The organism is Hansschlegelia sp. KR7-227 (genome assembly GCF_049446035.1).
GTDB lineage: Bacteria > Pseudomonadota > Alphaproteobacteria > Rhizobiales > Methylopilaceae > Methylopila.
Genome location: NZ_JBMSEA010000001.1, coordinates 3,238,874 through 3,264,773, shown reverse-complemented (window position 1 = coordinate 3,264,773; position 25,900 = coordinate 3,238,874). Strand labels below are relative to the sequence as shown.

Below are 25,900 nucleotides of genomic sequence, written 5' to 3'. Positions count from 1 at the left end.
CTATTGGACCAGGGCGAGCGAGATCGCGGGGATGTAGGTGATCAGCGCGAGGCCGGTGAGGCGGACGCCAAAGAAGGGCAGGACGCCACGAGCCACCTCGTGCACCGGAATGCGGGCGATGCCGCTCATCACGAACAGGTTGAGGCCGATCGGCGGGGTGAGCGTGGCAATCTCGACGTTGGCCACCATGATCACGGCGAAGTGGATGGGGTCGATGCCGAGCGCGGTGGCGGCGGGGAACAGGAGGGGTGCCGTCAGCACGATGAGCGCAATGCCGTCGAGGAACATGCCCAGCACCAGCAGGACGAGGTTCACCATCAGCAGGAACATGTAGGGGTTCATCTCTGCCGCATGCAGCGCGCCGATGAGCGCCTGCGACACGCCCATGCGGGCCATGACGAACCCCACCAGGCTGCCGCCCATGACCACGGCGAAGATCATCGCCGTCTGTAGTAGGGACTGACGGGCGGTCTCCCACATCACGCCGGCCGTCACGCTGCGATAGACGAAGAGGCACAGCAGCGCGGCATAGGCGGCGGCGAAGGCGGACACCTCCGTCGGCGTCAGGAAGCCCGAATAGATCGAGCCGATGACCAGGACCGGCATTGCCAGCGCGGGGACCGCAGCGGGCAGACGATTGGCGAAGCCCTTCCAGTCCGGCCGAGCGATCTTGTACCCGTAGCTGTGACGGCGCGCCATGAAGGCGACGCCGATCATCAGCAGCGCGGCCTCCATGAGGCCCGGCAGGATGCCCGCCATGAACAGCTTGTCCACGGGCAACCCGACGATGGAGCCGATCAGGATGAAGCCCAGAGACGGTGGAATCATCAGGCCGAGGGTGCCGCCCACCGCCACCAGGGCGGCGGCGAAGCGGGCGGGATAGCCCTCCCTCTTCAGCCCCTCGACGGTCGAGCTGCCGATGGCCGCGGCCGAGCCGACCGAGGAGCCGGACACCGCCGCGAAGAACACGGAGGTGATCAGCACCGTTTGGGCAAGACCGCCGCGAACCGCGCGGACGATGGAGCCCACCAGTTCGATTATCAGTTCGGCGATGCGGCCCTTCATTATCAGGTTGCCGGCGAGCAGGAACATAGGGATCGCCATGAGGGAATAGCTGTTGACCGACTTGAAGGCGGTCTGCGCGATCACCGTCATGGGCACCCCGCCGAAGGCCAGCAGCAGCACCGCCGCCACCAGCCCCAGAGCGACCGCCACGTGGCTCCCGATGGCCAAGAAGAAGAGAGCCGCCGGAATTGCGAGTGCGATGCTCATGATGCTTCTCCCTGGTCGGCAGCCGCGCTGCCCGGCAGTGGCGCAAACGGTTCCTGCCCCATGAGGGCCCGCACGACGCAGCCGAGGTAGTAGAGCCCGATCAGCAGGGCGCCGACCGGCATGGCCAGAAACAGCACCCACATGGGCAGGTCGAGGGTCGATTCGGTCATCATCCCCATGGTGTAGTAGCGCTCGACCTGCGGGATCGAGGCGAGGAACAGGATGATGCCGAAGGCGAGCCCGGCGAGGCTCGCCAGCAGGTTGCACAGCCATTTGCCGCGCGGGGGCAGTATGTCCACCAGCATTTCCGTGCGGATGTGCGTGCCCGCCCGCCCGCCCGCGCCGACAGAGAGGAAGAATGCCCAGATCATCAGGTAGCGGACGCTCTCCTCGGCCCAGAAATAGCTGTGGCCGAGGAAGCCGCGGCCGAAGGCGTCGGCGAGCATGATCACCGTCGCGGTGACCGCGAGAAGGGTGGCGAAGGACAGCAGCCAGCGGGATTCCAGCCGCGTCCAGAGGTTGCCGGTGGGTCCGGCCGTAGGTCCGGCCGCGAGGTCGGAGGAGGGGTGGGGCGCGGCCCCGGGATCAGCCGCCGACGCCACAGGACGCCTCCAGAGCCTTGAACTTACCGACGACGTCGGGATGCGCCTTGTCGAACGGGGTGGTGCTTTCCTCGGCGAGCTTGCGCCAGCGCGCGATCTCGGCTTCGTCGGCCACGTGGAACTTGGCGCCCTGATCCTTCATCTTCTGGATCAGCTTCTCGTCAGCCGCCTTGGCCTCGATCCACTCGCGCTTGGAAATCTCGTCGATTGCGGAACTGACAGCCTGCTGCAAGTCCGGCGCAAGCTTGTCGTACCAGCCCTTGTCCACCACCACCGCATAGGTGGAGAGCTGGAAGCCGGGGACGTACCAACCGTATTTGCCGGAAATACCTATCATCTCGGCCCAGCCGGCCGGCGAGGAGAAGACGCCGTCGATGGCACCCTGCGACATGGCCGAACTCATCTCGGAGGCGGCCATGGAGACCGGGCTGATGCCCAGGCGCTTCATGGTATCGAGGAAGACGCGACCGCCGGTAACCCGAACCTTGGTGCCCTGGATGTCCTCCATCTTCTTTACTTCCTTGCCACTGAAGATGAAGAAGAGGTCGGCGGTGCGCATCAGGCCGAGGACCTTCAGGCCGCGCGACTCCACATAGGACGAGATCATCTGTGTCAGCCCGCTGGAGAAGCAGGCGTTGGTCATCATCTTGTCGCTGATCGCGAACGGCAGGTTCAGGATGCCCGTCTGCGGCGCGATGGTCTCAACGCGGACCGAGACCGGCCAGACCATCTGCACCGCCCCGGTGCCGAGCGCAGCGAGCGCGTCCTGCTCATTGTAGAGCTGGCCCGCGGCGAAAACCTTCACGTCGATCTTGCCGCCGGTCTTCTGGTTCACCAGATCGGAAAACTGCTTCTGGTAATCGGTCTTCCAGTGGGTCGTCGCCACTTCATTGGGCAGAATGAGTGTCTCGGTCGCCCGTGCCGGGCCGGCTATGGCCGTCGCGCCCAACACGGCGGCCAGGATGAACCTTCCTATGGCGCTCTTCATGTCGTCGTCTCCTCCCAGCTGGGTTCTTTTCTTGATTCAAGCGATGCGGGCAGGATCGCTGCCCGCTGCTTTCGCTGGTGCGTTAGTAGCCGGCCTGGTCGTCGATGTTCCCGTCGCGCTTCTGGATCAGGGCCGAACGGTCGAACGTCATGAAGACAGAGCCGTCGGCCTTCTTCCCTGTCGTGCGGACCTTCACGATGCCTGCGCCGGGCCGGGACCTGGATTCGCGTTTGTCGAGAACCTCGGACTCCGCATAGATGGTGTCGCCCGGGAACACCGGGCCAGTCAGCTTGATGTCCTGCCAGCCGAGATTGGCGATGGCCTTGCCGCTCACGTCCTGCACCGTCATGCCGAGGACGATGGCAACCGTCAGCCCGCTGTTGACCAGAGGCCTGCCGAATTCCGATTTCGCCGCATAGGCAGCATCGCAATGCATCGGATGTTGATTCATGGTCATCAGCGAAAAATTGATGTTGTCCGCATCCGTGATCGTGCGGCCAGGACGGTGCTCGTACACATCACCGACCTCGAAATCCTCGTAATATCGGCCAACCTCGCCTCGATAACGCTTTTCGCCGATCTTTTTCACGAAAGACCCTCCTGCACCAAAACACGGCACTCCTTTTAATATTGTTCGGTTATCCGGACAAAGTTGGCGGGTGCCGGAGGGCTTGTCAACAGCCAGCCGACGCCACGCAGCAAGGTCGCGATTCGCCGGTAGCCGTAGCCGCCATACTGGACAATGAGCGCGACGATGTCGGCGGTCAGCGCCGCCTCGTCGTGGGGCCGGGTCGGGATCTTTCGCCGTGTCGATCAATGCTGGCCCAGAACCAGGCAAGCCCGGCGCTGCGTAATGCCGAGCTTGCTCACCACGCGATCCACGCAGTCGCGCCGACGGGCGGGGGCTGATCAGTTTCCCCAGGGGGTCTCCGCCAGGATCATCTTGTCGAGCGTCATATCCGACACCGCTCGCCGAGCCGGGCGTTCTCGGCCTCGAGGTCCTTCAGGCGCTTCACCTGGTCACCCTTCAGCCCCGCCATACTCTGTGCGCCAACGATAGAACGTGACCTCCGTCACGCCGGTCGGTGGGATCCGGCGTGGGATTTTGGGTCTGACTCACTCTCGATGAAGGTGGCTGGTGGCCTTCGCCTCTGATTTGAGGAGGAGCACCGCCATGACCGCTTACTTTCGTATGAACGCGCTGGCGCCCGCCGGGCTCATCGTGGATCGGGTGAAGGTCGAGGCGAACGGCATAGAGGTTTGCGCCCGGTCCAAGGCCGCGGACGCCCGGTGTCCGCTTTGCTCCTCGCCGGCGCGGCGCATCCACAGCCGCTATGTCCGAAGGGTTGCCGACCTGCCGCTCGGCGGCCGACCCGTTCGGCTACGCCTGAGGGCGAGACGGTTCATGTGTGAGCAGGCGCGTTGCCCGCGCCGGATCTTTGGCGAGACATTCGCCGGCCTCCTGGGCCATAGAGCTCGGAGGGCCGAACGGCTGGAGATCATCCTCCATCATCTCGGCCTGGCGCTGGGCGGACGACCGGGAGCGGGCCTCGCCCGACGCCTCATTCTGCCGGTTAGCAACGACACGCTGCTGCGGGTCGTGCGGAGACGGACGATGAGGCCGGACGCGCCGCTGCGCGTCGTCGGCGTCGATGACTGGGCGTTCCGACGCAACTTTCGCTACGGATCGATTGTCGTCGACCTGGAGCGCCGACGTCCTGTCGCCCTGCTGCCCGATCGTGAGATCGCCACCGTGGCCGCCTGGCTCAGCCGGCATCCAGGCATCGCGGTCGTGTCCCGCGATCGTGGCGGAGGCTACGGCGAGGCGACCGCCAGCGCTCTGCCTCACGCCGTTCAGGTCGCGGACCGGTGGCATCTGATGGAGAATGCGAGCGCCGCCTTCCTGGACGCCGTGCGCGGCGCCATGCAGCCGATCCGCCGGGGGCTCGGCGCGACCCGCATCGATCCAAAGCTTCTAACGGCGTAAGACCGTATGTCCGCTGAGCCGAGGCGGCTCGTCCTACACTGCATCTCCGAGGGTTGCTCGGACAGGCCGAGCCGATCCTCACCACAGGAGGACGAGCCGTGGGGCATTGTAGCGATATTTTCGTGGGGATTGACGTCTCGAAGGTACGGAACGCCATTGCAGTTGCGGATGGGGAGCGTGGCGGCGAGGTGCGCTTCATCGGAGAGGTCGACGCCTCCGAGGAGAGCATGCGTCGCGTCGTGAAGCGGCTCACCGTGAAGGGGGAGCGAGCGCACTTTTGCTACGAGGCGGGTCCGACGGGCTACGGGCTGCATCGGTTGATCACGTCGCTCGGCCATGCGTGCACGGTCGTAGCTCCGTCGCTGATTCCGCGGAAGCCGGGCGATCGGGTCAAGACCAACCGGCGCGACGCCATCAGCTTGGCCCGGCTGCTGCGCGCCGACGAACTCACCGCCGTGTGGGTTCCCGATGAGGGGCACGAGGCCATGCGTGATCTGGTGCGAGCCCGAGCCGCCGCGGTCGAGAGCCTGCGCGTGCATCGGCAGCAGGTTGGCGCCTTCATGCTCAAGCACGGGCGCGTGTTCCCGAGGCCGACGACCCGGTCCATGCGCTACCTGCGCTGGCTCCAGGAGCAGCGCTTCCAGCACCCGGCCCACCAGATCGCTCTGCAGGAGATGGTCGAGGCGGTCCACACCTCGAAGGAGCGGGTGCGCCGGCTCGAGGCGGCGATCGAGGAGTTCGTGCCGGATTGGTCGCTCGGACCCGTGGTGAAGACGCTGCAGGCGCTGCGCGGGGTTGACCTGAACGTCGCCGTGACCTTCGCGACCGAGATCGGCGACGTCAGCCGCTTCGAGAGCCCGCGCCAGCTCATGGGATATCTGGGCTTGGCGCCCAGTGAGCGCTCAACAGGCGACACGGTCCGCCGCGGCGGGATCACCAAAGCCGGGAACGCGCGGGTGCGCCACATGCTGGTGGAAAGCGCCTGGACCTATCGCCACCCGCCGCGGATCGGCAAGATGAAGCTCTACAAACTCGAGCAGGTCTCGCCCACCGTCCGGGAGATCGCCTGGAAGGCGCAGACCCGGCTCACGGCCCGCTACCGGGCGCTCAGCGGGCGGGGCAAGAAGACGACGGTGGTGTGCACGGCGATCGCGCGCGAGCTCGCCGGCTTCATGTGGGCGGTGGCCCGGGAGGCGCGGCCCGCCTGAACGGGGCGGCGACACCCCCTCGCGCATCGGCGGGGGCGGGACCACGGCAGGGGAACGCCCGTCAGACGCTTTGTGGCCGGCCATGCGCCGACGCCCGCCGTAAGATCGGGACAGCCCCGGACGCTCACTCGGGACTGCGGTAGCCAACCCGCGCATCAGAGCTTGATCACCGACGTCCAACAGGTCCCGCCTCCACCCGTGCGCGTTCATGCGGCCAGGCCGCTTCTCGGAGCGGGTGATCCCGTGCGACTACCCCGTTGACAGCGGACATCAGAGCGTCCGGTGACGGCCGCCTTGCGCAGGAGGGGTGCGCGGGGAGGATGGGCTCTTGTGAGTAGTCATAGGACTACTCGTAAGAGCGGGGCTGGAACTGATGGCGGAGCGGGTCGAGGTCGTCGATGTCCGTCGGCGGCGGCGATGGAGCGTCGAGGAGAAGCTGCGGATCGTCGCCGAATGCGACCTGCCCGGCGCGTCGGTCTCGGAGGTGGCTCGCCGTCACGATCTGAGTACCGGACTGCTGTTCACTTGGCGTCGGATGGCGGAGGGACGGCCGGCGCGCGGGGCGGAGCCAGTCGCCTTGCTCCCTGTGTATGTGACCGAGCCGCCGGCGCCGCCGAGGGGACGGTCCCCGCGGGCGGCTCGCATGGAGATTGGCCTGCCGGGCGGCATCAAGCTGAAGGTGGACGCGGGCGTCGATCCCGAGGCGCTGGCCGCGGTGGTCGCTGTGCTGCAGCGTCGATGATCCCGGTCCCGAGTTCGGCGCGCGTGTACGTCGCCGCAGGGCCGACCGATATGCGCAAGGGCTTCGACGGGCTGTCGGCCCTGGTGCAGGAGACGCTCAGGAAGGATCCGTTCCGAGGCCATCTGTTCGTCTTCCGGGGTCGGCGAGGCGACCTGGTCAAGGTGCTGTGGTGGGACGGCCAAGGCTTCTGCCTGTTCGCCAAGCGGCTGAACCGGGGCCGGTTCGTGTGGCCGCTGGCGAAGGATGGAGCCATCACGCTGACGCCGGCCCAACTCGCCATGTTGCTCGAAGGGATCGACTGGCGTGCCCCGATCCGAACCGACCGGCCGACAGCCGCGGCATGATGACTCGGCCGCGCTTGACGCCTTAGCGAGAGACGATCGGATCGGCTAAGCTGTTGGCGTGCTTGAGGATACACCCCAGGCTCCGGACGACTACGCGGCGCTGAAGGCGTTCGCGATCGAGCAGGCCAAGGCGTTGGCCGGCGCCCGCCGCGAACTGGCGGAGACCCAGACCGGGCTGATCAGCGCGGCCTTGCAGATCGAGAAGCTCAAGATCGAGCTGGCTCGCCTGCGTCGGGACGCCTACGGGGCATCCTCCGAGCGTCTGGCGCGCATCGACCAGCTGGAGCTTCAGCTCGAGGACCTGGAGGAGACGGTCGCGGCGGCGACGCCGGCGCGGGCGGAGGCGCCTCAGCGCAGGCCGGTCCGGCGTCCGCTCCCCGACTGCCTGCCGCGCCACGACGTCGTGCACGAACCAACGCTCGCTGGCGACGGATGCTCGTGCCCGGCCTGCGGCGGACGGCTCTCCAGGCTCGGCGAGGACGCCACCGAGGAACTGGAATATGTGCCCGCCTCGTTCCGGGTGGTGCGTTACCTTCGGCCCAAATACGCCTGCCGCTCCTGCGAGAAGGTTCATCAGGCGTCGATGCCGTCCCGCCCGATCGAGCGGGGCCGGCCTGGTCCGGGTCTTCTGGCCCAGGTGCTGGTCGCCAAGTACGACGACCATCTGCCGCTCTATCGCCAGAGCGAGATCTACGCGCGCGAAGGCGTGGAGCTCGACCGCTCGACGCTCGCCGACTGGGTCGGACGCTCGGCCATGTTGCTGCAGCCGCTTGCCGACGCCATCGGCGAGCACGTCATGGCGGCGAGCAAGCTGCACGCCGACGACACGCCGGTTCCGGTGCTTGATCCCGGACGTGGGCGCACCAAGACGGGCCGTTCAACGGCAAGTTTCGGGCGGAGTGTCTCGACGCCCATTGGTTCTTCTCGCTGGAGGACGCCCGGGCCAAGATCGAAGCGTGGCGGCGGGACTACAACGAGAGCCGGCCTCGCACGTCCCTGGGCTGGCTGACGCCCAACGGATACGCCTCATTGGCCGGGGTTTACCCCGGCCAATGAGGCCCGGAGCCTCACATTCAGACCGGACACGAATCCGGGGGACCCCCACAGATCAGTGCTGGTCCGCTACCACGGCTCCGTGCTGGTATGCATCATCCGTATCCGGTCTGACTTGAGCCACAATGGGCGGGCCGACTGGTCCGAGGAAGCTCACGCGCTATCTCACGTGTACGAAAACGGTACTCACATTTCAGTCAGGATATCTCTCGCATGAGAACAGCTACGGTTTTGGTCGGTCTCAGTCTATTTGCGGCAACAGGCGCATTCGCACAGTCAAGTAACAAATCCGACCCGCTATCAAGCCTTCCGCCTCCAGACAGCGTTAAGCTTTCTCAAGTAATTGCGAAGGCTGAAGTCCGGCCGGGGTTCTTTGCGATCAAAACGGTTTCGTTCTCGGCGGGGGAGTACGAGGTCGTCTATTTTATGGATGACGGCGCGGAGGTGAGAATAAATTTCGACGCGAAAACCGGCGAGGCGCGGCCGCCGAAAACGGGTGGTTTGTTCGGAAACTGAGTGTGCGCCTCCGGTAGCACGGGCTATGGCTTTCATGGCCGTGATTACGGACGCCCTTGTCTCACAGACCCCACGGATGGTGACTGGGGTCACTTGGCGCGTCTGAGCATCTAAGTGCAGCCTCGCGGGTCGGGTGGGTGCTTTCCCACCTGCTGTCGTCGGATCGAGCGTGTCAGGCGGTTCACCCGACCGGACATCGCTTGGAACTTGACGTCGATTTTGGGGACGTCTCGCGCTGTGCGATGCTGCGGAAGAGAGGCTCTAGGCAGCGTCCCCATTAACGGGGTTTCGCTTCAAGCCTGATGCTATTCCGTCTCCTTTGGAGGAGATGGGCATGCGACGACACGAACTGTCGGACGAGGAGTGGCGGATCATTGAGCCGCTTCTGCCGCGGAACTCGCGGGGCGTCGCGCGGGTCGACGACCGGCGGGTGATCAACGGCATCCTGTGGCGGTTTCGGACGGGCTCGTCCTGGCGCGACGTGCCGGAGCGCTACGGGCCGCGGACGACGCTCTACAACCGCTTCAGCCGATGGCGGGCGGCTGGCGTCTGGGACCGGCTTCTGGCCGCGGTGTCCAAGGCTTACGACGGCGACATTGTGATGATCGACTCGTCCTGCGTCCGGGTCCACCAGCATGGGGCCGCGGGCAAAAAGGGGGCTCCGGCGATCCTTGCATGGGACGTTCCCGCGGCGGCCTGACGACGAAGATCCACGCCCTCGTCGACGCCGAGGGCCGACCAATCCGGATCGAGCTCACTGCGGGACAGGCGGGCGACGCGCCGGTCGCCGCGACGCTGCTCGCCGACGTTCGGCCGGGAGCCGCGGTCGTCGCCGACAAGGCGTACGACACTGATGGCGTCCGCGCGTTGGTGCGAGACCGCGGAGCCTGGCCCAACATCCCGCCGCGCTCGATCCGCAAAGCGACGTTCAGCTTCAGCCGCTGGGTCTACCGCCAGCGCAACCTCATCGAGCGCTTCTTCAACCGCATCAAGCAGATGCGCGGCATCGCCACCCGCTACGACCGCAGGGCCGACAACTTCCTCGCAGCGATCAAGCTCGTCGCAACGCGCCTCTGGATCAGAGCGTTATGAGTCCGCATCCTAGGCCAGTGTTTCTTTTTGCAGCGCTCCGACGGGCGTAAGACCCTCCATCGCCTTGATTTCGCCACGTAGCGGCGTTCCTCTAACATGCTCAGCGGATGAGACGAAGGGTGATATTCAGATGAACTTGGGTAGTATAGCTGTATCAGCTCGTCTTGAATACGATACCGTTTTAGGACGCGCCCTTGGTAGAATTCTGGGGCGTCCCGTCCAGAGGGTCGATAGCAGCCACATTTCAGAAACTGGTTTTTCCGTATCGGAAACATTGGAGAAGGTGACCGTCGTGTTTGAAGTGCCCGGCTACGCCCGCGAGGAGCTGTTGCTGGAGGCCACCTCGCAATTCGTTCGGGTGAAGAGCCCCAAAACTCTGGCCGACCGTCGGCGGGTCGCTCTCGAACGTTTCGTGCAAATGCCCGAACCGGTCGAGCCCGAACGCGTCGCAGCGACTCTTCAAGACGGTCTCTTGACCGTGGACTTGCCGAAATCGGCGTGGGTTCGGGGAAAGGCTCGCCGCGTTCCCATCGAGGCAGGTCCGTCAGTCTCGTCGGCGAACGAAGAACAGCCAGATCAGCACGCCTAGGCCCAGCGCAACCACCGAAAAGACAGATCGCGTCGGGTCTCCACCCGACGACAACGAGAAGACAGCGCCTGCTAGAATAAGCGCAGCCGCGACCACGGCGTTCGCCATGCCGGCGCCGGCGCGTCGGACAGCGCCGCTCAGAACGTCAAGGTTTGCGCTCGAAACCTGGACAACCAATCCCTCACGTCTCAGCCTGTCCATGCCCCGACGAAGGGCCTCGGGCGCAATGGCGACGAGCTGATCAATTTCCTTGAGTGTCCGAAAAGCTCGCGCCGACAGACCCTTGAAGCTGAAGCGCTCAGCGAACGCTTGCAGCAAGACGGGCGTCATGGCGTCGATCACGTCCAGATCGGGATCCAGCGTTCGGGCCAAGCCCTCTGAGATACCGAAAGCTCGCAGCAAGAGTATAAGATCAGGCGGGAGCGCAAGTTCGTGTTCTCGGGCGATCGAGATGAATTGCGTGACGGCCTCTGTCAGACGGATGCTGCGGCCGGACTGCGTGCTGTAGCGCGCGAAAAACCGATCGACAGCTGGTTCGAGCCCTGGGGGAGGCGGTCCAACTCGTCCAGCCCAGTCCATCAGGATATCGGAGACAGCTCCGACGTCGGCGTCGATAAAGGACCCGAGGACGACGAGCACCTGTTCGCGACGCTTTGCCGAAAGGCGGCCGACCGAGCCGAAGTCGAGCAGAGCGAGCCGACCCTCGGGCGTGACCAGGACGTTGCCTGGATGAGGATCGGCGTGGAACACGCCTTCTCGGAGCATCAAGGCAAGCAATCCTTGGGCCGCTTCGGGGGCGAGCGTTCGGGCCAGCGCCGGCGCTGAGAGCCTGAATTCCCGGTTGGGGCTCATGCCCACGATGCGATCGCTGACCAACGTCCTGTTCGTGCTAAGGTGTCGATAGACCCTTGGGACGACAAAGACAGTGGTTCGCCGGCGGATGTCTTCCTGGTTGCGCGCCTCGATCCTGAAATCGATCTCCTCGAGAAGCGCCTGCGCCAGCTGTTCGACCACGAGGGTGGGTTGATGTCGCCTGAGCGAGGGCGCACGTCGTTCAACCAACCGCGCAGCTCCAGCGAGCAGCCGGAGGTCGGCGCGGATAACTTCCTCTATGTTTGGCCGTCGCACTTTCACGACGACCGGCTCCCCGGTTGCCAGCCGGGCTTCGTAGACCTGAGCGATGGACGCGGCGGCGATGGGCGTGCACGAAAATTCGGCGAACACCTCGATCGGGTCGGCGCCCAGGTCATCCGTCAGCTGGGATCGCACCTCCTCGAATGATACGGGCGTAACATTGTCGTGCAACCGGCTCAGGCGCTGCGTCAGCTCGGGCGGAAGCAAATCCTCGCGCGTCGCCATGAGCTGTCCGAGTTTGACGAAGGTGGGCCCGAGCCACTCGAGAGCCCGGACGAGAGCCTCCGCGTCGGCCTCAGCGTTATATGGCAGCGCGTTTCGGGTCCGGACCAACCCGAAGCGCGCCAAGGTGGGCTTAAGCCCAGCCTCGCCGAGAACCCGCAATATGGTCACAAGCCGTCGGTAATCGCGCGCCGAGAGTTTGGAAGGGATCATTGAGAGTTTGATCTCCGTGGACGCACTGGAACCGTAAGTTGGGGCCTGCTCAGCTGGCCCGGGTGGTCAATATCCTAATGGCGCATCATCGTCCGAGAACCCCTGCGAGGCATACCACTGTGCCGGCTTAAACTCGGATGGCGATCTCATGTTGACCGACCTTCAAACGACGTCGTTCCAGCCGCAGAAGATGCTAACGGGCCGAAGCGATCGGACGGATCTCGTCGCGCGCCAGATTAAAGACGAACGCCCCGGCCTTTGACGCGAGGCTGGACCTCGCGTCGAGCTGGCTGCGTAGTTTCGGATAGAGCGCCGCCATGGCGGCGTATCGGTCATGCCCGACTCCGTCGGCTTTATTGAGCTGCGATATATCAATCACGCTCACGTCGAAATGGCGCGCTCCGCTCTGGACCTTCGGATCTTCGACGTCCGTGTTGCCGACGCGCAATCTCCCGCCTGCAAGCGCGCTTGAAAATGACAGTGCGCCGTCGTCCTTCGACGTCAGGACGACGAGGGGCGATTTCAGCTGGCCGACGGTTTCGAGCTGCTCGACGAATAGGTCGACGTCGATGTCGGGAGCCGCCAAAATCACCTGTTCGAGCCTGTCGACGGTGCGCCCGCGTCCTGTTAGCCGAAGATCCCGCAACGCCTCCATCGTAAGCCCCGAACCAAGGCTGTGGCTGAACACGCTGACGCGGAGCGCCGGGTCATCGGTCAGCCGTTCCAAGGTTTTTGCCAGACCGTCGCGCGATAACGTCGAGGCGTCGCGATCGGCGGCATAGGCGGTCGGAGACGCGGCCGACGGCCAGGCGAACACAAAGGCGGGCCCCCCAAAATGCGAATCGACCGCAAGCTGCGCCCGGCGGAAGAGCGACTCCTCGAACGTGTAGTTGTAGCCGTGAACGAAGACGCCCAACCTGCTGATCGGCTTGCCGGCTTCCTTCGCTTTCAGCACCTGCCGGTAGAATGAAGTTTCGTCGAGACGTGTGGCGTCGACGATCGCAAACGACTTCGCGGGATCCGGGCGAGCCGTCTGGGACGTCTCGATTTCTCCCGCTTTATGCCCCGGCGGCACGGAGACGACGTAGCGCGCATAGCTCACCTCGCGCGCCCGTCCGGTGGTGAACATCGCGGGAGAGCGCGCATCGGGAGCGCGGGTCGTGGCGACGAAAACGGGGATGAGCCGTGCGTACGGCGCCGCAGCGACGACCGTCAGGGTCGGCTCGACGCGCGTTGCGCAGCCGCCGAGGATGATCGCGCCACAGGCGATCCAGGCGCGAACCACAACGAGCATATGCCCCGGCATCCTTCACCATCGACCAGCCCACGCATATCTGCCGTCTGCGTCGTACGCGTCATTCACGCCGTTCGATATCATCGCGTCTGCACCATGACCACGGGTCCGGCGCCGTTTCAGCCGACGTCGTCCGCATCTGAGCGGCCGAAAAGCCAAGCCTCCGCCGTCGGATTCGTCGCCGTCGATCCGGTGGGGATGGTCACGAGAGCGGAACTGCGCGTAGATGTCTTGCGCACCCCGGTCGCCGCACATCCGACCTTCGCCGCCCGGTCCGTCAGACTGGCGGCGGCGCAGGTCGGAGCACATCGAAACCTGCAAGAGATCCGACGAGACGACCGATCCGAACCTCCCGCCGCGCAGTATCATGTCAGGGACGTGGCGGCCGTCCACAGCGTCTCTGAACAAGGACGTACGGCACCACCGCAAGCCTGCAGGTTTACTTTTGTGCTGGGCCACCACAAACATCACCAGGTGCGCTTCCAACCGTTGCGCTTGAGCCGCGTTCGTCGGCGAGCCGCGCTTCTCCAGGGCGATGATTTTGAGTTTAAGGTCCAAGACCTGCCGGTGGGTGGGTCAGGTTCACGGCCCAGCCGGCCGACCGCAGCAGAGCCCCGATCCCCGGTACCTATAGCGGCCATACTGGAAGGCGAGCGCGACGATGTCGGCGGTCAGCGCCGCCTCGTCGTCAGGCCGCATCGGAACCTTGCGTTGCGTCGATCGGTGTTGGCCCAGAACCAGGCAAGCCCGGCGCTCCGTCACGCCGAGCCTGCTCACCACGCGATCCACGCAGTCGCGGCGACGGGTGGAGCTGATCAGTTTTCCCGGGCGGCCTTCGCAAGGATCATCTTGTCCAGCGTCAAGTCCGACACGGCTCGTCGCAGCCAGGCATTCTCAGCCTCCAGCTCCTTGAGGCGCTTCACCTGATCGCCCTTCAGGCCGCCATACTCGGTGCGCCAGCGATAGAACGTAACTTCGGTCACCCCGATCGAACGGATCGCTTCCGCGACCGGACGACCCTGCGCGGTCAGAACCTCGACCTGCCGCAGCTTCGCGACGATCTCTTCAGACGTGTGCCTCTTCCTCGGCATCAGACAGTCCTCCAAATGACCAAAAGCCATACCTCAGGGAGGACCACTTCTCCGGGGGCAGACCAGCCCCGGGCGGCTTTTTGCCGAGTGGATGTGTTTTGGAACCAGAACCGTCGATCCAGCGCAATGCGAAACATCTCTAGTCATGTTTGATTTCAATAACATAAGTGTTCGCGGTTTTATCCTGACTGGCGCGCCATTTTCTTCTCGCAAAGCGCGCCTTCCGGGCTGGCGGCCCTCCCGCTCGTTTCCAGCCGCAGATCGCCGGCCCGCGGAAACGACCGCTCGTCATTTGAAGCCGGCGATCTGGTGCGGCTCGTAGGGCGCCTCCAGGAGGGCGATCTCCTGCTCCGTCAGCTCCAGCGAGAGCGCAGCCACGGCGTCGGCGAGATGTCCGGGCTTCGAGGCGCCGATGATCGGGGCCGTGACCTCGGGCTTCTGAGCGACCCATGCGAGCGCGACCTGCGCCCGCGGCGCGCCGCGGGCGGCCGCGACCGACGCCACCGCCTCGACCACCTTGCGGTCGCCCTCGACGTAGAGGGTCTTGCCGAATTCGTCGGTGTCCTGTCGCGCGCTTCCCGCGTCCCAGTCGCGGGCGAGGCGCCCGCGGGCAAGCGGGCTCCACGGAATCACCGCGACGCCCTGGTCGGCGCAGAGCGGCAGCATCTCGCGCTCCTCCTCCCGGTAGATCAGGTTGAGGTGGTTCTGCATGCTGACGAACTCGGCCCAGCCGTTGAGGCGCGACGCGTAGAGCGCCTGCGAGAACTGCCAAGCGTACATGGAGGAGGCGCCGATATAGCGAACCTTGCCTGCGCGCACGACGTCGTCCAGGGCCTCCAGCGTCTCCTCGATCGGCGTCCCGTAATCCCAGCGATGGATCTGGTAGAGGTCGACATAATCCGTTCCGAGCCGCTTCAGGCTGGCGTCGAGCTCGGCGAAGATCGCCTTGCGCGACAGTCCGGCGCCGTTCGGGCCCGGCCGCATGCGGTTGAACACCTTGGTCGCAAGGACGATCTCGTCGCGCCGGGCGAAATCCCGGATCGCCCGGCCCACGATCTCCTCGGACGAGCCGGCGGAATAGGCGTTCGCGGTGTCGAGGAAGTTGATCCCGAGCTCGAGCGCCTGCCGGATCAGCGGGCGGCTGGTCTCCTCGTCGAGCGTCCAGGCGTGATTGCCGCGCGTCGGCTCGCCATAGGTCATGCAGCCGAGGCACAGCCGCGAGACCTCGAGGCCTGTCGCGCCGAATTTGACGTAGTCCATCGCGCATCTATCTCCACACGCGGTCCGGGCGAGAAGCGTCAGGGGCCTGCTCCGCGCCTGCGTGGACGATCAAAGGGCGTCGCTGGCCAGGCAAACGCAATGCAGCGCGCGCAAGCGCCGGCATGCGGGCGCGCAAGGGCCGCAGGGCGGCCCGCGCGATATAAGCGACGTCAGAGGAGAAGCCCCCGCGCGCGGCGCGACTGGATCTTGAACCGCAAACCCGAAGGACGACCATGTTCGCCTGCACCGGATACGCCACGGAATCCGCCGACCAGCCGCTCGGCCCCTTCAACTTCGAGCGCCGCGACGTCGGACCGACCGACGTCAAGATCGACATCGCCTATTGCGGCGTTTGCCACTCCGACCTTCACCAGGCGCGCAACGAGTGGAAGAACACGGTCTACCCCTGCCTGCCAGGCCACGAGATCGTCGGCAGGGTGGCGGAAGTCGGCGCGGAGGTGACCAAGTTCAAGGTCGGCCAACTCGCCGGCGTGGGCTGCATGGTCGAAAGTTGCCGGGAGTGCGCGAGCTGCAGGGATGGCCTTGAGCAGTATTGCGAGAACGGCTTCGTCGCCACCTACAACGGCGTGGAAAAGCAGACCGGCAAGACGACCTTCGGCGGCTATTCGAAAGCCGTCGTGGTCGACCAGGACTTCGTGCTGCGGCTGCCGGAGAATCTCGAGCTCGCGGCGGTGGCCCCGCTGCTGTGCGCCGGCATCACCACCTACTCGCCGCTGAGGCGCTGGAAGGTCGGCCCGGGCCAGAAGGTCGGGGTGGTGGGCCTCGGCGGCCTGGGCCACATGGCGGTGAAGCTCGCGCACGCCATGGGCGCGCATGTCGTGCTGTTCACGACCTCGCCCAACAAGGTCGAGGACGCAAAGAAGCTCGGGGCCGACGAGGTCGTCATCTCGAAGGACAAGGAGCAGATGGGCGCGCACGCCTCCAGCTTCGACTTCATCCTCGACTGCGTCGCGGCGAACCACGACATCAATGAGTACATCGAGCTGCTCAAGCGCGACGCGACGCTATGCCAGGTCGGCGCGCCCGAAGACCCGCTCGCGGTCGCCGTGTTCAGCCTGATCTTCAAGCGCCGCAACTTCGCCGGCTCGCTGATCGGCGGCATCGCCGAGACGCAGGAGATGCTCGATTTCTGCGGCGAGCACGGCATCGTCTCGGACATCGAGATGATTCCGATGCAGGACATCGAGACGGCCTACGCCCGCATGCTGAAGAGCGACGTGAAGTACCGCTTCGTCATCGACATGAAATCGCTCGACGGCGCGGCGGCGGCGTAGGGCGGCCCCCCACCCCGCCGTCGCACGGGCGGCGCTCAGTTGGTCGCGCGGGCCGCGACCAACACGGGGTCGGCGCGGTAGAGCGCCGGCGCCAGCGTCCTCAGCGCCGCGATCTTCGGGAGGTCGTTGCGGACGATGTAGGGATTGGTCGGGTTCCGCGTCAGGAAATCCTGGTGGTTAGCCTCGGCCGGGTAGAACGCCCCGCCGGTCTCGACCGTCGTGACGATCGTCCCGTCGAACGCCTTGGCCCGCGCGAGCTGGGCGATGTAGGCCTTCGCGATCCTCGCCTGTTCGCCCGTCGCGGCGAAGATCGCCGAGCGGTACTGCCGGCCGACGTCCGGCCCCTGCCGGTTGAGTTCGGTCGGGTCGTGCGCCACAGAGAAATAGATCTGCAGGATGCGGCCGAAGCTCACCTTGCTCGGATCGAACGTCACGCGGACGGCTTCGGCGTGCCCGGTGTCGCCCCGGCTGACTCGTGGATAGGTCGCGGTCGTCCGGTCGCCGCCGGCATAGCCCGACACCGCCCTGGTCACGCCGCGGACGTGCTGGAACACGCCCTGGACGCCCCAGAAGCAGCCGCCGGCCAGCGTCACGCTCTGGAAGGGGCCCGCGGCGGGCTGGTCGACCGCAGGGGCAGGGATGGCGCGGCCTTCTCCGGCCAAGGACGGCGTGGCCGTCACGCCGGCGGCGACAGCGAGCATGATCGCCCCGAGGGCGATGGGCGTCAGGCGGGATCGTGTCATCGGTCGTGCTTCCTCTCGAGCAAGATGATCGCCGGGGCGGCGGGGGATCTCTCGTCTCACGCGGCAAGCGGGCTGAAGGTCATGGCGACGCCGTTCATGCAGTAGCGCAGGCCCGTGGGCTTCGGCCCGTCGTCGAACACATGGCCGAGATGGCCGCCGCAGCGGCCGCAATGCGCCTCCTGCCGCTCCATCCCGAAGCTCGAATCCCGGCCCACGCCGACGGCCTTGGCGAGCGGCGCCCAGAAGCTCGGCCAGCCGGTGCCGCTCTCGAACTTCGTGTCGGAGGCGAACAGCTTCTGGCCGCATCCCGCGCAGGCGAACACGCCGCGCCTCTTCTCATGCAGCAGCGGGCTGGTGAAGGGCCGCTCGGTGTCCGCCTGTCGGAGCACCCGATATTGCTCGGGCGTGAGCCGCGCTCGCCAGTCCGCGTCGGAATAGGCGACCTCGAAGGCCTCCGCGGCGGCGACCGACCGGCCCCGCGTAGCGAACAACCCGAAGGCCGCGACCCCGGTCGCGGCGATCAAAGCTCCACGTCTCGTCACCGTCATCGCCGTCTCCTCCGCAGGGCTGTGCGATGACGTACGCAGAAAAGCGCCGGAAGCTTACGCAGCGAGCGACGCCTCACGGACCTGTGATCCGACCAAACAATGGACAGGATGTGGCGCGCGGGTGAGCAGGCGGCGGGGCGAACCGCGCTTTGCGGGCGTCCGCGGCGCGTCGGCCGATGGCACGGGACTTGCGGGCCGATGGACCGTGCAGAGCGTCTAGGGTTCCGGCCGCGGTCATGCGGCGCTGGTCCGAGAGACGCTCTCCCCGTGATCATGCGGGGAGACACGGCGGGGCAAAAACCCGGGAGGTCACTGCACGGGTTCGCCGCCGCGGACCGACCTCCCATGCGCGCGGCGAACTCTTTGGACAACGCGAGCGGCCGGCCACGGCCGCGCTGGACCCAAGGAGCCCCAATGCTGCGCACGCTCATCGCCGCGCTCGCGCTTTCCGCCGTCGCTTTCGTCGCGCCGGCCGGCGCCGCGCCGAAGAAAAGCTTCGAGATCGCCTGGACGATCTATGTCGGCTGGATGCCATGGCCCTACGCCGCAGAGGCCGGCATCGTGAAGAAATGGGCCGATAAATACGGCATCGAGATCAAGGTCACGCAGATCAACGACTATGTGGAGTCGATCAACCAGTACACCGCCGGCAAGTTCGACGGCGTGACGCTGACCAACATGGACGCGCTGACCATTCCCGCCGCCGGCGGCGTCGACACCACCGCGGTCATCGTGGGCGACTTCTCGAACGGCAATGACGGCATCGTCTCGAAATCGGCCAAGGACGTGAAGGGCCTCAAGGACGAGACCATCAACCTCGTCGAGCTCTCGGTCTCGCACTACCTGCTGGCGCGCGCCCTCGACACGGCCGGCCTCAGCGAGAAGGACATCAAGGTCGTCAACACGTCGGACGCCGACATCGTCGGCGCGTTCAAGGCGCCGGACGTGAAGACCGTCGTGACCTGGAACCCCCTGCTCGCCGAAGTGAAGGCCGAGCCCGGGACCACGTCGCTGTTCGACTCCTCCCAGATCCCCGGCGAGATCATCGATTGCCTCGCCGTCAACACCGAGACGCTCAAGGACAATCCGGACTTCGGCAAGGCGCTCGTCGGCATCTGGTACGAGACCATGAAGGCGATGGAGGGCGAGGCGGGCAAGCCGGCGCGCGAGGCGATGGGCAAGCAGTCCGGAACCGACCTCGCCGGCTACGACTCTCAGCTCGCCGCGACCAAGCTGTTCGACAAGGCGGCCGACGCCGTCGCCTTCGTCGAGAGCGACACGCTGGTGAAGACCATGGAGCTGGTGCGCTCCTTCTCCTTCGACCATGGCCTGCTCGGCGAGGGCGCGAAGTCCAAGGACGCGGTCGGCATCGGCTTCGCCGGCGGCAAGACGCTCGGCGACGCAAAGAACGTCAAGCTGCGCTTCGATCCGACCTACATGAAGATGGCGGCGGACGGGAAGCTCTGAGCGGGTCCGGGACATGGCGGCGGCCTCCTTGCCGAGACGTCCTGCGGGCTTCGAGGCGCTGTCCTGCGGACGGCTCGTCGGCATGAAGGGCGTTGGGGACAGCAGGCTCAGGCCCCCTCATGCTGAGGAGCCCGCGTCAGCGGGCGTCTCGAAGCTCGCGGCTCTTCATCTCTCCCCGGCGGGGAGAGATCGGCGCGCAGCGCCGCGTGAGGGGGCGTCGTCGGATCCGGAGACGCCTGCTCCCCCTCACCCGCTCGGCTTCGCCTCGCGACCTCTCCCCGCCGGGGAAAGGTGGGCCGCCGCGCTTCGCGCTAAGGGACGCGTCTCCTGATGCGCCGCGTGATGAACATCCGCCCGGCGGCGGGCGGCCGGCTGCTGCTCGCGCTCATTCCGTTCGTGCTGCTTGCGGCCGTCTACGTCCTCGGTTCGGCCGAGCGCCGGGCTGACAATCCGAACGACAAGCTGCTGCCGCCGGTCTCCGAAATGGCGGCGACGGCCTCCCGTATGGCGACCGAGGCCGACCGGCGCACCGGCGAGATCACCCTCGTCGCCGACACCGTCTCGAGCCTGCGTCGACTCGCCCTCGGCCTCGGTTTCGCGACGCTGATCGGCCTTGTGCTCGGCGTGGCGCTCGGCGTCATCCCGATCGTAGGCGCAAGCGGTGGCGCGCTGGTCGCGGCGATCTCCATGGTGCCGCCGATGGCGATCCTGCCGATCCTGTTCATCATCTTCGGACTGGGCGAGCTGTCGAAGGTGATCCTGATCGTCATCGGCGTGGCGCCGCCGATCGTGCGCGACATCGCCATGACCGTGCAGGCGATCCCGACCGAGCAGCTCGTCAAGGCCCAGACGCTCGGCGCCTCGACCTGGCAGACGGTCCTGCGCGTGGTCCTGCCGCAGGTCGCGCCGCGGCTGATCGAGCTCGTACGGCTGCAGATCGGGCCGGCCTTCCTGTTCCTGATCGCCGCCGAGGCCATCGCCTCCGACAGCGGCCTCGGCTACCGCATCTTCCTCGTGCGCCGCTATCTCGCGATGGACGTGATCCTGCCCTACGTCGCCTGGATCACGCTCATCGCCTTCCTCATGGATTTCGCTCTCTCGAAGCTGTCGCGGACCGCGTTCCGCTGGGCCTACGCCGGAGAGCGCCGATGAGCGCGATCTCGGTCGAGAACGTCTGGGTCGAGTTCGGCGACCAGATCGTCATCGAGAACCTCAATCTCGACGTCGCCTCCGGCGCCTTTCTCGCCATCGTCGGCCCGTCCGGCTGCGGCAAAAGCACCTTTCTCAGGATGGTGCTCGGCCAGGACCGACCGTCCCGCGGCCGGCTCACCCTCGACGGCAAGCCGCTGCCGGACGAGCCGGGGCCGGACCGCGGCGTCGTCTTCCAGCGCTATTCGGTGTTTCCGCATCTGACCGTCCTCGGCAACGTGCTGCTCGCCTACGAGCTCGGCCAGTCGCCGCTGCTCGGCCGGCTGTTCGGCGCGGCGCGGCGGCGGGCGATCGAGCAGAGCGACGAGCTGATCGCAGCCGTCGGCCTCAGCGCCCATCGCGACAAACATCCGAGCGCGCTGTCGGGCGGCATGCAGCAGCGCCTCGCGATCGCGCAGGCGCTGGCGAAGGACCCCAAGGTCCTGCTCCTCGACGAGCCGTTCGGCGCGCTCGATCCCGGCACGCGGGCGCAGATGCACGCGCTGATCAAGCCGCTTTGGGCGCGGCTCGGCATGACGGTGATCATGGTGACGCACGACCTCCGGGAGGCGTTCACCCTGGCCACTCGCGTGGTCGCCTTCGACAAGGTGCGCCACGACCCGCAGGCCCCCGGCCGCTTCGGGGCGCGCGTGACCTACGACCTCGACCTCACGCGCGACGGCCCCGTGCCGGTGATGGGCTTCAGCCCGAAGGGCGCGGCGGAGGCGGGCGCGTGAGGATCGACTGGACCAACGTGCTGCGTGCTTCGAGACGGCCCGTTGGGCCTCCTCAGCATGAGGAGGCGGGAGGACGCCAGAGCTTAGGCCTCCTCATGCTGAGGAGGCTCGGCTTCAGCCGAGCCGTCTCGAAGCACGCAGACCGTTCGGACTGGATCGACGTGAAGGACGATGACCATGAACGCTAGGTTACCCCGCCGCCGCTCGCGCTTCGCGGGCCTTGCGCCGTCCCGCGACCGCCTGCGCCGCCACCATCCGGATTTCTCCAAAATGGAGACGCAGGGCTGGAAGGCGCTCGACGCCGAAGGCCGCCTGCCGGAGACCGGCTGGCGCAAGGAGCAGCAATGGGCGCTCGACATGGGCCTGCCCGGCGCCGACTCGATCGTCGACAAGTCGATCCCGACCTTCGCCCGCGGCGAGCTCCCTCATTTCGCCGGCATTAACACCTTCATGAAGGCGCCTTACGTCGAAAACGTCCGCGACGTCGGCAAATACGACGCCGCCGTGCTCGGCATCCCCTTCGACTCCGGCACCACCTACCGGCCGGGCACGCGTTTCGGGCCGCAAGGGGTGCGCCGCATCTCCGCGCTCTACACGCCCTACAATTACGAGATGGGCGTCGACCTGCGCGAGCAGATGACGCTGTGCGACGCGGGAGACGTGTTCACGATCCCCGCGAACCTCGAGAAGAGTTTCGACCAGATCTCGAAGGGCGTCAGCCACGTCGCCTCGTCCGGCGCGCTGCCGGTGATGATCGGCGGCGACCACTCGATCGGATTCCCCTGCGTGCGCGGCATCGCGGAATGCACGTCCAAGCGGATCGGCATCATCCATTTCGACCGGCACATCGACATCCAGGAGAAGGATCTCGACGAGCGCATGCACACCACGCCCTGGTTCTGGGCGACCAACCTGCCGAACGTCTCGCCGAAGAACCTGGTCCAGCTCGGGATCGGCGGCTGGCAGGTGCCGCGCTACGGCGTCTCGGAGGCCCGCAAGCGCGACACCAACGTGCTGACGATCGCCGACATCGAAAAGTTCGGGCTGGAGAAGACCGCCGAGATCGCGCTCGAGCTCGCCTGGAAGGACGCGGACGCGGTCTACATCTCGTTCGACGTGGACTCGATCGACTGCGGCTTCGTGCCCGGCACCGGATGGCCCGAGCCCGGCGGCTTCCTGCCGCGCGAGGCGCTGAAGATCCTTGGTCTGGTGACGGCCCCGGGGATCTGCGGGCTGGAGGTGGTGGAGGTCTCGCCGCCTTACGACACGTCGGACATCACCGCTTTGTTCGGCGTGCGCGTGATCGTCGAGGCGCTGGGGTCCATGGTCGCCAACGGCACCCTCGGCAAGCACAAGACGATCATCGACAAGCCGGTGAGCTTCTGATGCGGTCGCAGAGGCGATCTGCGTGCTTCGAGACGCGGCCCTGCGGTCCGTTCCTCAGCATGAGGGGCGTGGCGGATGGGAGCCTGAACCCTCCTCATGCCGAGGAGGCGCGAAGCTCCGTCTCGAAGCACGCACGCCGTCGCGCGAGACGTGAAGGTCGGGAGGCCTGAATGCATTACGGACACGACCACCCTCACGACCATGCCGGCGGGCATTCCCACGGGCACGGCCACAACCAGCCGGCGGCGCGCGCCGTGCAGTGGCAGACGCCGCATCTCCCTCATGATCACGCCCAAGCGACGGAGGACCCGCGCGAGACCGACCTCGACCTTGTCGAGGCCGCCTTCGTGGAGGCCTTTTCGGCCGCTTCTGACGTGACGAGCTTTCTTCGCGTCGCGGGCGTGCCCTTCGTCGGCGAGGACGAAGCCGGCCGGCGGCTGCATCTGCTGCGCGTCGAGACCGAGGACAGCGTCGACGTCGGGGCGGTCGCGCCGCTGCTTGGCGGAAAGGGCGTGCGTTACGATCCGCTGCCGGCGAAGATGACGTCGCGCCGCCGGCGCCTCGCTTTCCTGTTCCATGACGGCGCCGTCGTGCGGCGCCTCGACTTTGCGGCGACGCGCCGCCTCGCCGACCGCACCGAAGCCTCCTTCTTCGAAACCGAAACGCGCTGACGCGCCGAACGTCCGTCAGGAGAACGACCCGATGACGCCTCGCCTGCTCCGCCCCGCGCTCGCCGCAGCCGCAGCCCTCGTCCCCTCGCTCGCTTACGCGCATCCCGGCCATCTCGACGCGGTCGGATTCGCGGCCGGCTTCGGCCACCCGATCGGCGGGCTCGACCACGTGCTCGCCATGGTGCTGGTCGGCGTGTTCGCCGTCCAGCTCGGCGGCCGGGCCGTCTGGCTCGTGCCCGCCACCTTCGTCGCGGTCATGGCCGCCGGCGGCGCGCTCGGCGCGGCAGGGGTGGAGGTTCCCTTCGTGGAGACCGGCATCGCGCTCTCCATCGTGGTGCTGGGGGCGGTCGTCGCCTTCGGCGTGAAGGCGCCGGCGGCGGCCGCGATGGCGCTGGTCGGGCTGTTCGCGATCTTCCACGGACACGCGCATGGGGCGGAGATGCCGGAGACCGCGGGCGGTCTCGCCTACGCCGCCGGCTTCATGATCGCCACCGCGCTCCTGCACGCCGCCGGCGTCGGGCTGGGCTTCGCCATCGGCCGGCTCGCCGAAGGCCGCGGCGATTGGCTCGTCCGCGCCGGCGGGGCCGCCGCCGGTCTGGCTGGCGTCGCCCTGCTCGCTTGAGCGGTCCCGCCGGCTAAAGCGTCGCGAGCACCGTCTCCGGCGCTTCCGACAAGGCATGCGCGAGAAAATCCAGCGCGTGCCGGATCTGGGGTCGGGTGGTCGGGCCGCCGAGGCAGACGCGCACCGCCTCGGCGGGCTTGCCGTCGGCCGCGAACATGTCGCTCGCGACGACGCCGATCCCCGTCGCCCGCGTGTGCTCGACGAAAGCCGAGCGCGTCCAGGGCGCGGGCAGCGGCAGCCAGATGTTGAAGCTGAGCGGGTCGGCGCGGAACGAGCCCGCCGGCAGGATCTCGGCGGCAAGCTTCTGCCGCGCTGCGCTCTCGCCGCGGATGAATCGCAACAGGCGATCGGCGGTGCCGTCCTCGATCCAGCGGGTCGCGAGCGCGACGGTGAGCGGCGACGGCATGACGTTCGCCGCCCTGAGCGCCGCCGCGAACGGCCATGCGGCCCGCGCGCTCGGCGCCACGACATAGGCCGCGCGCAGGCCCGCCCCGATGCATTTCGCGAGCCCCGCAATGTGCCAGGTGAGATCGGGCGCGATCGCGGCGAAGGCCGAGATCTTCTCGGTCGGGATGAAGCCATAGGCGTCGTCCTCGACGATCGGCACGCCAAAGCCGCGCGCCACCGCCGCGAGCGCCGCGCGGCGCTCCTCGGGAATCGTCAGCGTCGTCGGGTTCTGCAGCGTCGGGTTGAGGTAGATCGCTTTGGGCGACAGCCGTTCGCAGGCGTCCGTGAAGGCTTCCGCCGTCACGCCATGCTCGTCCATCGCGAGCCCGACGAGCTTCAGCCCCAGCAGCGCCGCGATCGCGCGCATGCCGGGATAGGTGACCGCCTCGCACAGCACAACGTCGCCGGGCTTCGCCAGCACGCCGAAGATCCCGAGCAGGGCCGGGTGGGCGCCGGGGGTCACGAACAGGCGCTCCTGCGTCGGCACCAGAGCGCGGCGGCCGAGCCAGGCGGAGGCGGCGTCCTTGTCGGCGCGCGAGCCGCCGAATCCCTGATAGCGCAGCAGCGGCACGAGATCGCGCGAGACCTCCAGCAGGCCCTCGCGCATGAGGTCGAGCAGCTCCGGATCGTCGGGCTCCGGGGGCAGGTTCATCGAGAGGTCGACGAGTTCGGGCCGGCTCGGGCCCGTCGGCCCGGCCTGACGGCCCCTGCCCCGGACGAAGGTGCCCTGTCCGACGCGGCTGTCGACCAGACCGCGCTTCTGCGCCTCGACATAGCCGCGCGCCACCGTGGTGAAGTCGACGCCCAGCCGGCGCGCCAGCAACCGCTGCGGCGGCAGACGATCGCCCGCCGACAGCCGGCCGGCCTTCACGTCGCGCTCGATGTGGTCGGCGATCGCAATGTAGCGCGGCGCGCCATTGGCGGAGAGGTCGGGCGTCCAGTCCAGCATGCGGCGATGTCGTCCCGGTCGAGGCGTCGGCGACCCGCCGACGGATTGACTGTATAATGTTGCAATCGCCCGCTGTCACGCGCCGGGACGCGGAGCCGCCGCCTGCGCGCTAGACGCCGGCGCCTAAGTTGGAAGCGGAGGGCGCCCGATCGTTGGGCCGTCGGGGGCAGCCGCATGGCTTGACATTGAATGGATATATGACTGCATATTGTTGCGTCTGAACGCTTCGGTCAATCTGGC

The 25,900-nt window shown here is 66.9% G+C and carries 23 protein-coding genes, 5 pseudogenes and 1 riboswitch; of the genes and pseudogenes, 16 read left to right on the top strand and 12 right to left on the bottom strand.

Annotation, left to right across the window (positions count from 1 at the left end):
- From ACO2RJ_RS15370 to ACO2RJ_RS15350, 5 genes and pseudogenes are all read right to left on the bottom strand, one after another.
- Complete coding sequence (locus ACO2RJ_RS15370; RefSeq protein ID WP_423268862.1) at positions 1 to 1,272, bottom strand: TRAP transporter large permease; 1,272 nt, start codon at positions 1,270 to 1,272, stop codon at positions 1 to 3.
- Positions 1,269 to 1,874, bottom strand: coding sequence for a TRAP transporter small permease (locus ACO2RJ_RS15365; RefSeq protein ID WP_423268861.1), 606 nt, complete (start codon positions 1,872 to 1,874; stop codon positions 1,269 to 1,271). Before ACO2RJ_RS15365 ends, ACO2RJ_RS15370 begins: the two co-directional genes overlap by 4 nt.
- Positions 1,858 to 2,862 (bottom strand): TRAP transporter substrate-binding protein DctP, encoded by a 1,005-nt coding sequence (gene dctP / locus ACO2RJ_RS15360; RefSeq protein ID WP_423268860.1) that lies wholly within the window; start codon positions 2,860 to 2,862, stop codon positions 1,858 to 1,860. The genes ACO2RJ_RS15365 and dctP overlap by 17 nt, the downstream gene beginning before the upstream one ends.
- An 82-nt stretch (positions 2,863 to 2,944) precedes the next feature.
- Entirely contained in the window at positions 2,945 to 3,451 is a 507-nt protein-coding gene (locus ACO2RJ_RS15355; protein ID WP_423268859.1) for a MaoC family dehydratase, read from the bottom strand.
- A gap of 92 nt (positions 3,452 to 3,543) precedes the next feature.
- Positions 3,544 to 3,939 (bottom strand): annotated as a pseudogene (locus ACO2RJ_RS15350) (transposase); the annotation flags it as partial.
- Between the two features lie 97 nt (positions 3,940 to 4,036).
- Here ACO2RJ_RS15350 and ACO2RJ_RS15345 point away from each other — a divergent pair.
- The 9 genes and pseudogenes from ACO2RJ_RS15345 to ACO2RJ_RS15305 all read left to right on the top strand — a co-directional run.
- Positions 4,037 to 4,846: pseudogene (locus ACO2RJ_RS15345) on the top strand (ISL3 family transposase); the annotation flags it as partial.
- Between the two features lie 101 nt (positions 4,847 to 4,947).
- On the top strand, positions 4,948 to 6,057 hold the full coding sequence (locus tag ACO2RJ_RS15340) for an IS110 family transposase (protein ID WP_423268858.1): 1,110 nt from the start codon (positions 4,948 to 4,950) through the stop codon (positions 6,055 to 6,057).
- Between the two features lie 373 nt (positions 6,058 to 6,430).
- Entirely contained in the window at positions 6,431 to 6,799 is a 369-nt protein-coding gene (gene tnpA / locus ACO2RJ_RS15335; protein ID WP_423268857.1) for an IS66-like element accessory protein TnpA, read from the top strand.
- Positions 6,796 to 7,143: an IS66 family insertion sequence element accessory protein TnpB gene (gene tnpB, locus ACO2RJ_RS15330; protein WP_423268856.1), complete on the top strand. Its 348-nt coding sequence runs from the start codon at positions 6,796 to 6,798 to the stop codon at positions 7,141 to 7,143. The genes tnpA and tnpB overlap by 4 nt, the downstream gene beginning before the upstream one ends.
- A gap of 58 nt (positions 7,144 to 7,201) precedes the next feature.
- Positions 7,202 to 8,020 (top strand): annotated as a pseudogene (tnpC, locus tag ACO2RJ_RS15325) (IS66 family transposase); the annotation flags it as partial.
- A pseudogene (locus tag ACO2RJ_RS15320) lies at positions 8,020 to 8,199 on the top strand (integrase core domain-containing protein); the annotation flags it as partial. The pseudogenes tnpC and ACO2RJ_RS15320, both read left to right, overlap by 1 nt.
- A gap of 210 nt (positions 8,200 to 8,409) precedes the next feature.
- Positions 8,410 to 8,712, top strand: coding sequence for a PepSY domain-containing protein (locus ACO2RJ_RS15315; protein ID WP_423268855.1), 303 nt, complete (start codon positions 8,410 to 8,412; stop codon positions 8,710 to 8,712).
- Positions 8,713 to 9,040: 328 nt separating this feature from the next.
- A protein-coding gene (locus tag ACO2RJ_RS15310; protein WP_423268854.1) for an IS5 family transposase occupies positions 9,041 to 9,804 on the top strand; the annotation gives its coding sequence in 2 pieces (ribosomal slippage) (positions 9,041 to 9,371 and positions 9,371 to 9,804; 765 coding nt in all).
- A gap of 130 nt (positions 9,805 to 9,934) precedes the next feature.
- Positions 9,935 to 10,393, top strand: coding sequence for an Hsp20/alpha crystallin family protein (locus tag ACO2RJ_RS15305; protein WP_423268853.1), 459 nt, complete (start codon positions 9,935 to 9,937; stop codon positions 10,391 to 10,393).
- Here the strand turns inward: ACO2RJ_RS15305 and ACO2RJ_RS15300 are convergent.
- The 4 genes and pseudogenes from ACO2RJ_RS15300 to ACO2RJ_RS15285 form a co-directional block, all read right to left on the bottom strand.
- Entirely contained in the window at positions 10,349 to 11,962 is a 1,614-nt protein-coding gene (locus ACO2RJ_RS15300) for an ABC1 kinase family protein (protein ID WP_423268852.1), read from the bottom strand. The two genes, ACO2RJ_RS15305 and ACO2RJ_RS15300, sit on opposite strands and share 45 nt — an antisense overlap.
- Before the next feature lie 193 nt (positions 11,963 to 12,155).
- Positions 12,156 to 13,256 carry an alpha/beta hydrolase gene (locus ACO2RJ_RS15295; protein ID WP_423268851.1) on the bottom strand — a complete coding sequence of 367 codons (1,101 nt, stop codon included), beginning with the start codon at positions 13,254 to 13,256 and terminating at the stop codon, positions 12,156 to 12,158.
- Between the two features lie 580 nt (positions 13,257 to 13,836).
- Positions 13,837 to 14,347: pseudogene (locus ACO2RJ_RS15290) on the bottom strand (transposase); the annotation flags it as partial.
- 288 nt (positions 14,348 to 14,635) lie between these two features.
- Complete coding sequence (locus tag ACO2RJ_RS15285) at positions 14,636 to 15,607, bottom strand: aldo/keto reductase (RefSeq protein WP_423268850.1); 972 nt, start codon at positions 15,605 to 15,607, stop codon at positions 14,636 to 14,638.
- Positions 15,608 to 15,840: 233 nt separating this feature from the next.
- Between ACO2RJ_RS15285 and ACO2RJ_RS15280 the strand changes: the two genes are divergently transcribed.
- Positions 15,841 to 16,902, top strand: a complete 1,062-nt coding sequence (locus tag ACO2RJ_RS15280; RefSeq protein WP_423268849.1) for an NAD(P)-dependent alcohol dehydrogenase — start codon at positions 15,841 to 15,843, stop codon at positions 16,900 to 16,902.
- 35 nt (positions 16,903 to 16,937) lie between these two features.
- Here the strand turns inward: ACO2RJ_RS15280 and msrA are convergent, their stop codons facing one another.
- Together msrA and msrB are read right to left on the bottom strand one after the other, a co-directional pair.
- Positions 16,938 to 17,645, bottom strand: coding sequence for a peptide-methionine (S)-S-oxide reductase MsrA (gene msrA / locus ACO2RJ_RS15275; RefSeq protein WP_423268848.1), 708 nt, complete (start codon positions 17,643 to 17,645; stop codon positions 16,938 to 16,940).
- Positions 17,646 to 17,701: 56 nt separating this feature from the next.
- On the bottom strand, positions 17,702 to 18,193 hold the full coding sequence (msrB, locus tag ACO2RJ_RS15270; RefSeq protein WP_423268847.1) for a peptide-methionine (R)-S-oxide reductase MsrB: 492 nt from the start codon (positions 18,191 to 18,193) through the stop codon (positions 17,702 to 17,704).
- 205 nt (positions 18,194 to 18,398) lie between these two features.
- A riboswitch (guanidine-I (ykkC/yxkD leader) is annotated at positions 18,399 to 18,503 on the top strand.
- 104 nt (positions 18,504 to 18,607) lie between these two features.
- On the opposite strand from msrB, the gene ACO2RJ_RS15265 reads away from it, so the two are divergent.
- From ACO2RJ_RS15265 to ACO2RJ_RS15240, 6 genes are all read left to right on the top strand, one after another.
- Complete coding sequence (locus ACO2RJ_RS15265) at positions 18,608 to 19,660, top strand: putative urea ABC transporter substrate-binding protein (protein WP_423268846.1); 1,053 nt, start codon at positions 18,608 to 18,610, stop codon at positions 19,658 to 19,660.
- Positions 19,661 to 19,990: 330 nt separating this feature from the next.
- Positions 19,991 to 20,812 carry an ABC transporter permease gene (locus ACO2RJ_RS15260; RefSeq protein ID WP_423268845.1) on the top strand — a complete coding sequence of 274 codons (822 nt, stop codon included), beginning with the start codon at positions 19,991 to 19,993 and terminating at the stop codon, positions 20,810 to 20,812.
- Positions 20,809 to 21,585 (top strand): ABC transporter ATP-binding protein, encoded by a 777-nt coding sequence (locus tag ACO2RJ_RS15255; protein WP_423268844.1) that lies wholly within the window; start codon positions 20,809 to 20,811, stop codon positions 21,583 to 21,585. The genes ACO2RJ_RS15260 and ACO2RJ_RS15255 overlap by 4 nt, the downstream gene beginning before the upstream one ends.
- Positions 21,586 to 21,762: 177 nt before the next feature.
- Positions 21,763 to 22,971, top strand: a complete 1,209-nt coding sequence (locus ACO2RJ_RS15250; RefSeq protein WP_423268843.1) for an agmatinase family protein — start codon at positions 21,763 to 21,765, stop codon at positions 22,969 to 22,971.
- A 170-nt stretch (positions 22,972 to 23,141) separates the two neighbouring features.
- Positions 23,142 to 23,642 carry a hypothetical protein gene (locus tag ACO2RJ_RS15245; RefSeq protein WP_423268842.1) on the top strand — a complete coding sequence of 167 codons (501 nt, stop codon included), beginning with the start codon at positions 23,142 to 23,144 and terminating at the stop codon, positions 23,640 to 23,642.
- A 31-nt stretch (positions 23,643 to 23,673) separates the two neighbouring features.
- The gene (locus ACO2RJ_RS15240) at positions 23,674 to 24,264 is read left to right on the top strand and encodes a HupE/UreJ family protein (protein WP_423268841.1); all 591 of its coding nucleotides are present in this window, start codon (positions 23,674 to 23,676) and stop codon (positions 24,262 to 24,264) included.
- A gap of 13 nt (positions 24,265 to 24,277) precedes the next feature.
- Here ACO2RJ_RS15240 and ACO2RJ_RS15235 read toward each other — a convergent pair whose 3' ends face one another.
- A complete protein-coding gene (locus ACO2RJ_RS15235; RefSeq protein WP_423268840.1) occupies positions 24,278 to 25,660 on the bottom strand; it encodes a PLP-dependent aminotransferase family protein in 1,383 nt (460 codons plus the stop codon).
- Between the last annotated feature and the right edge of the window lie 240 nt (positions 25,661 to 25,900).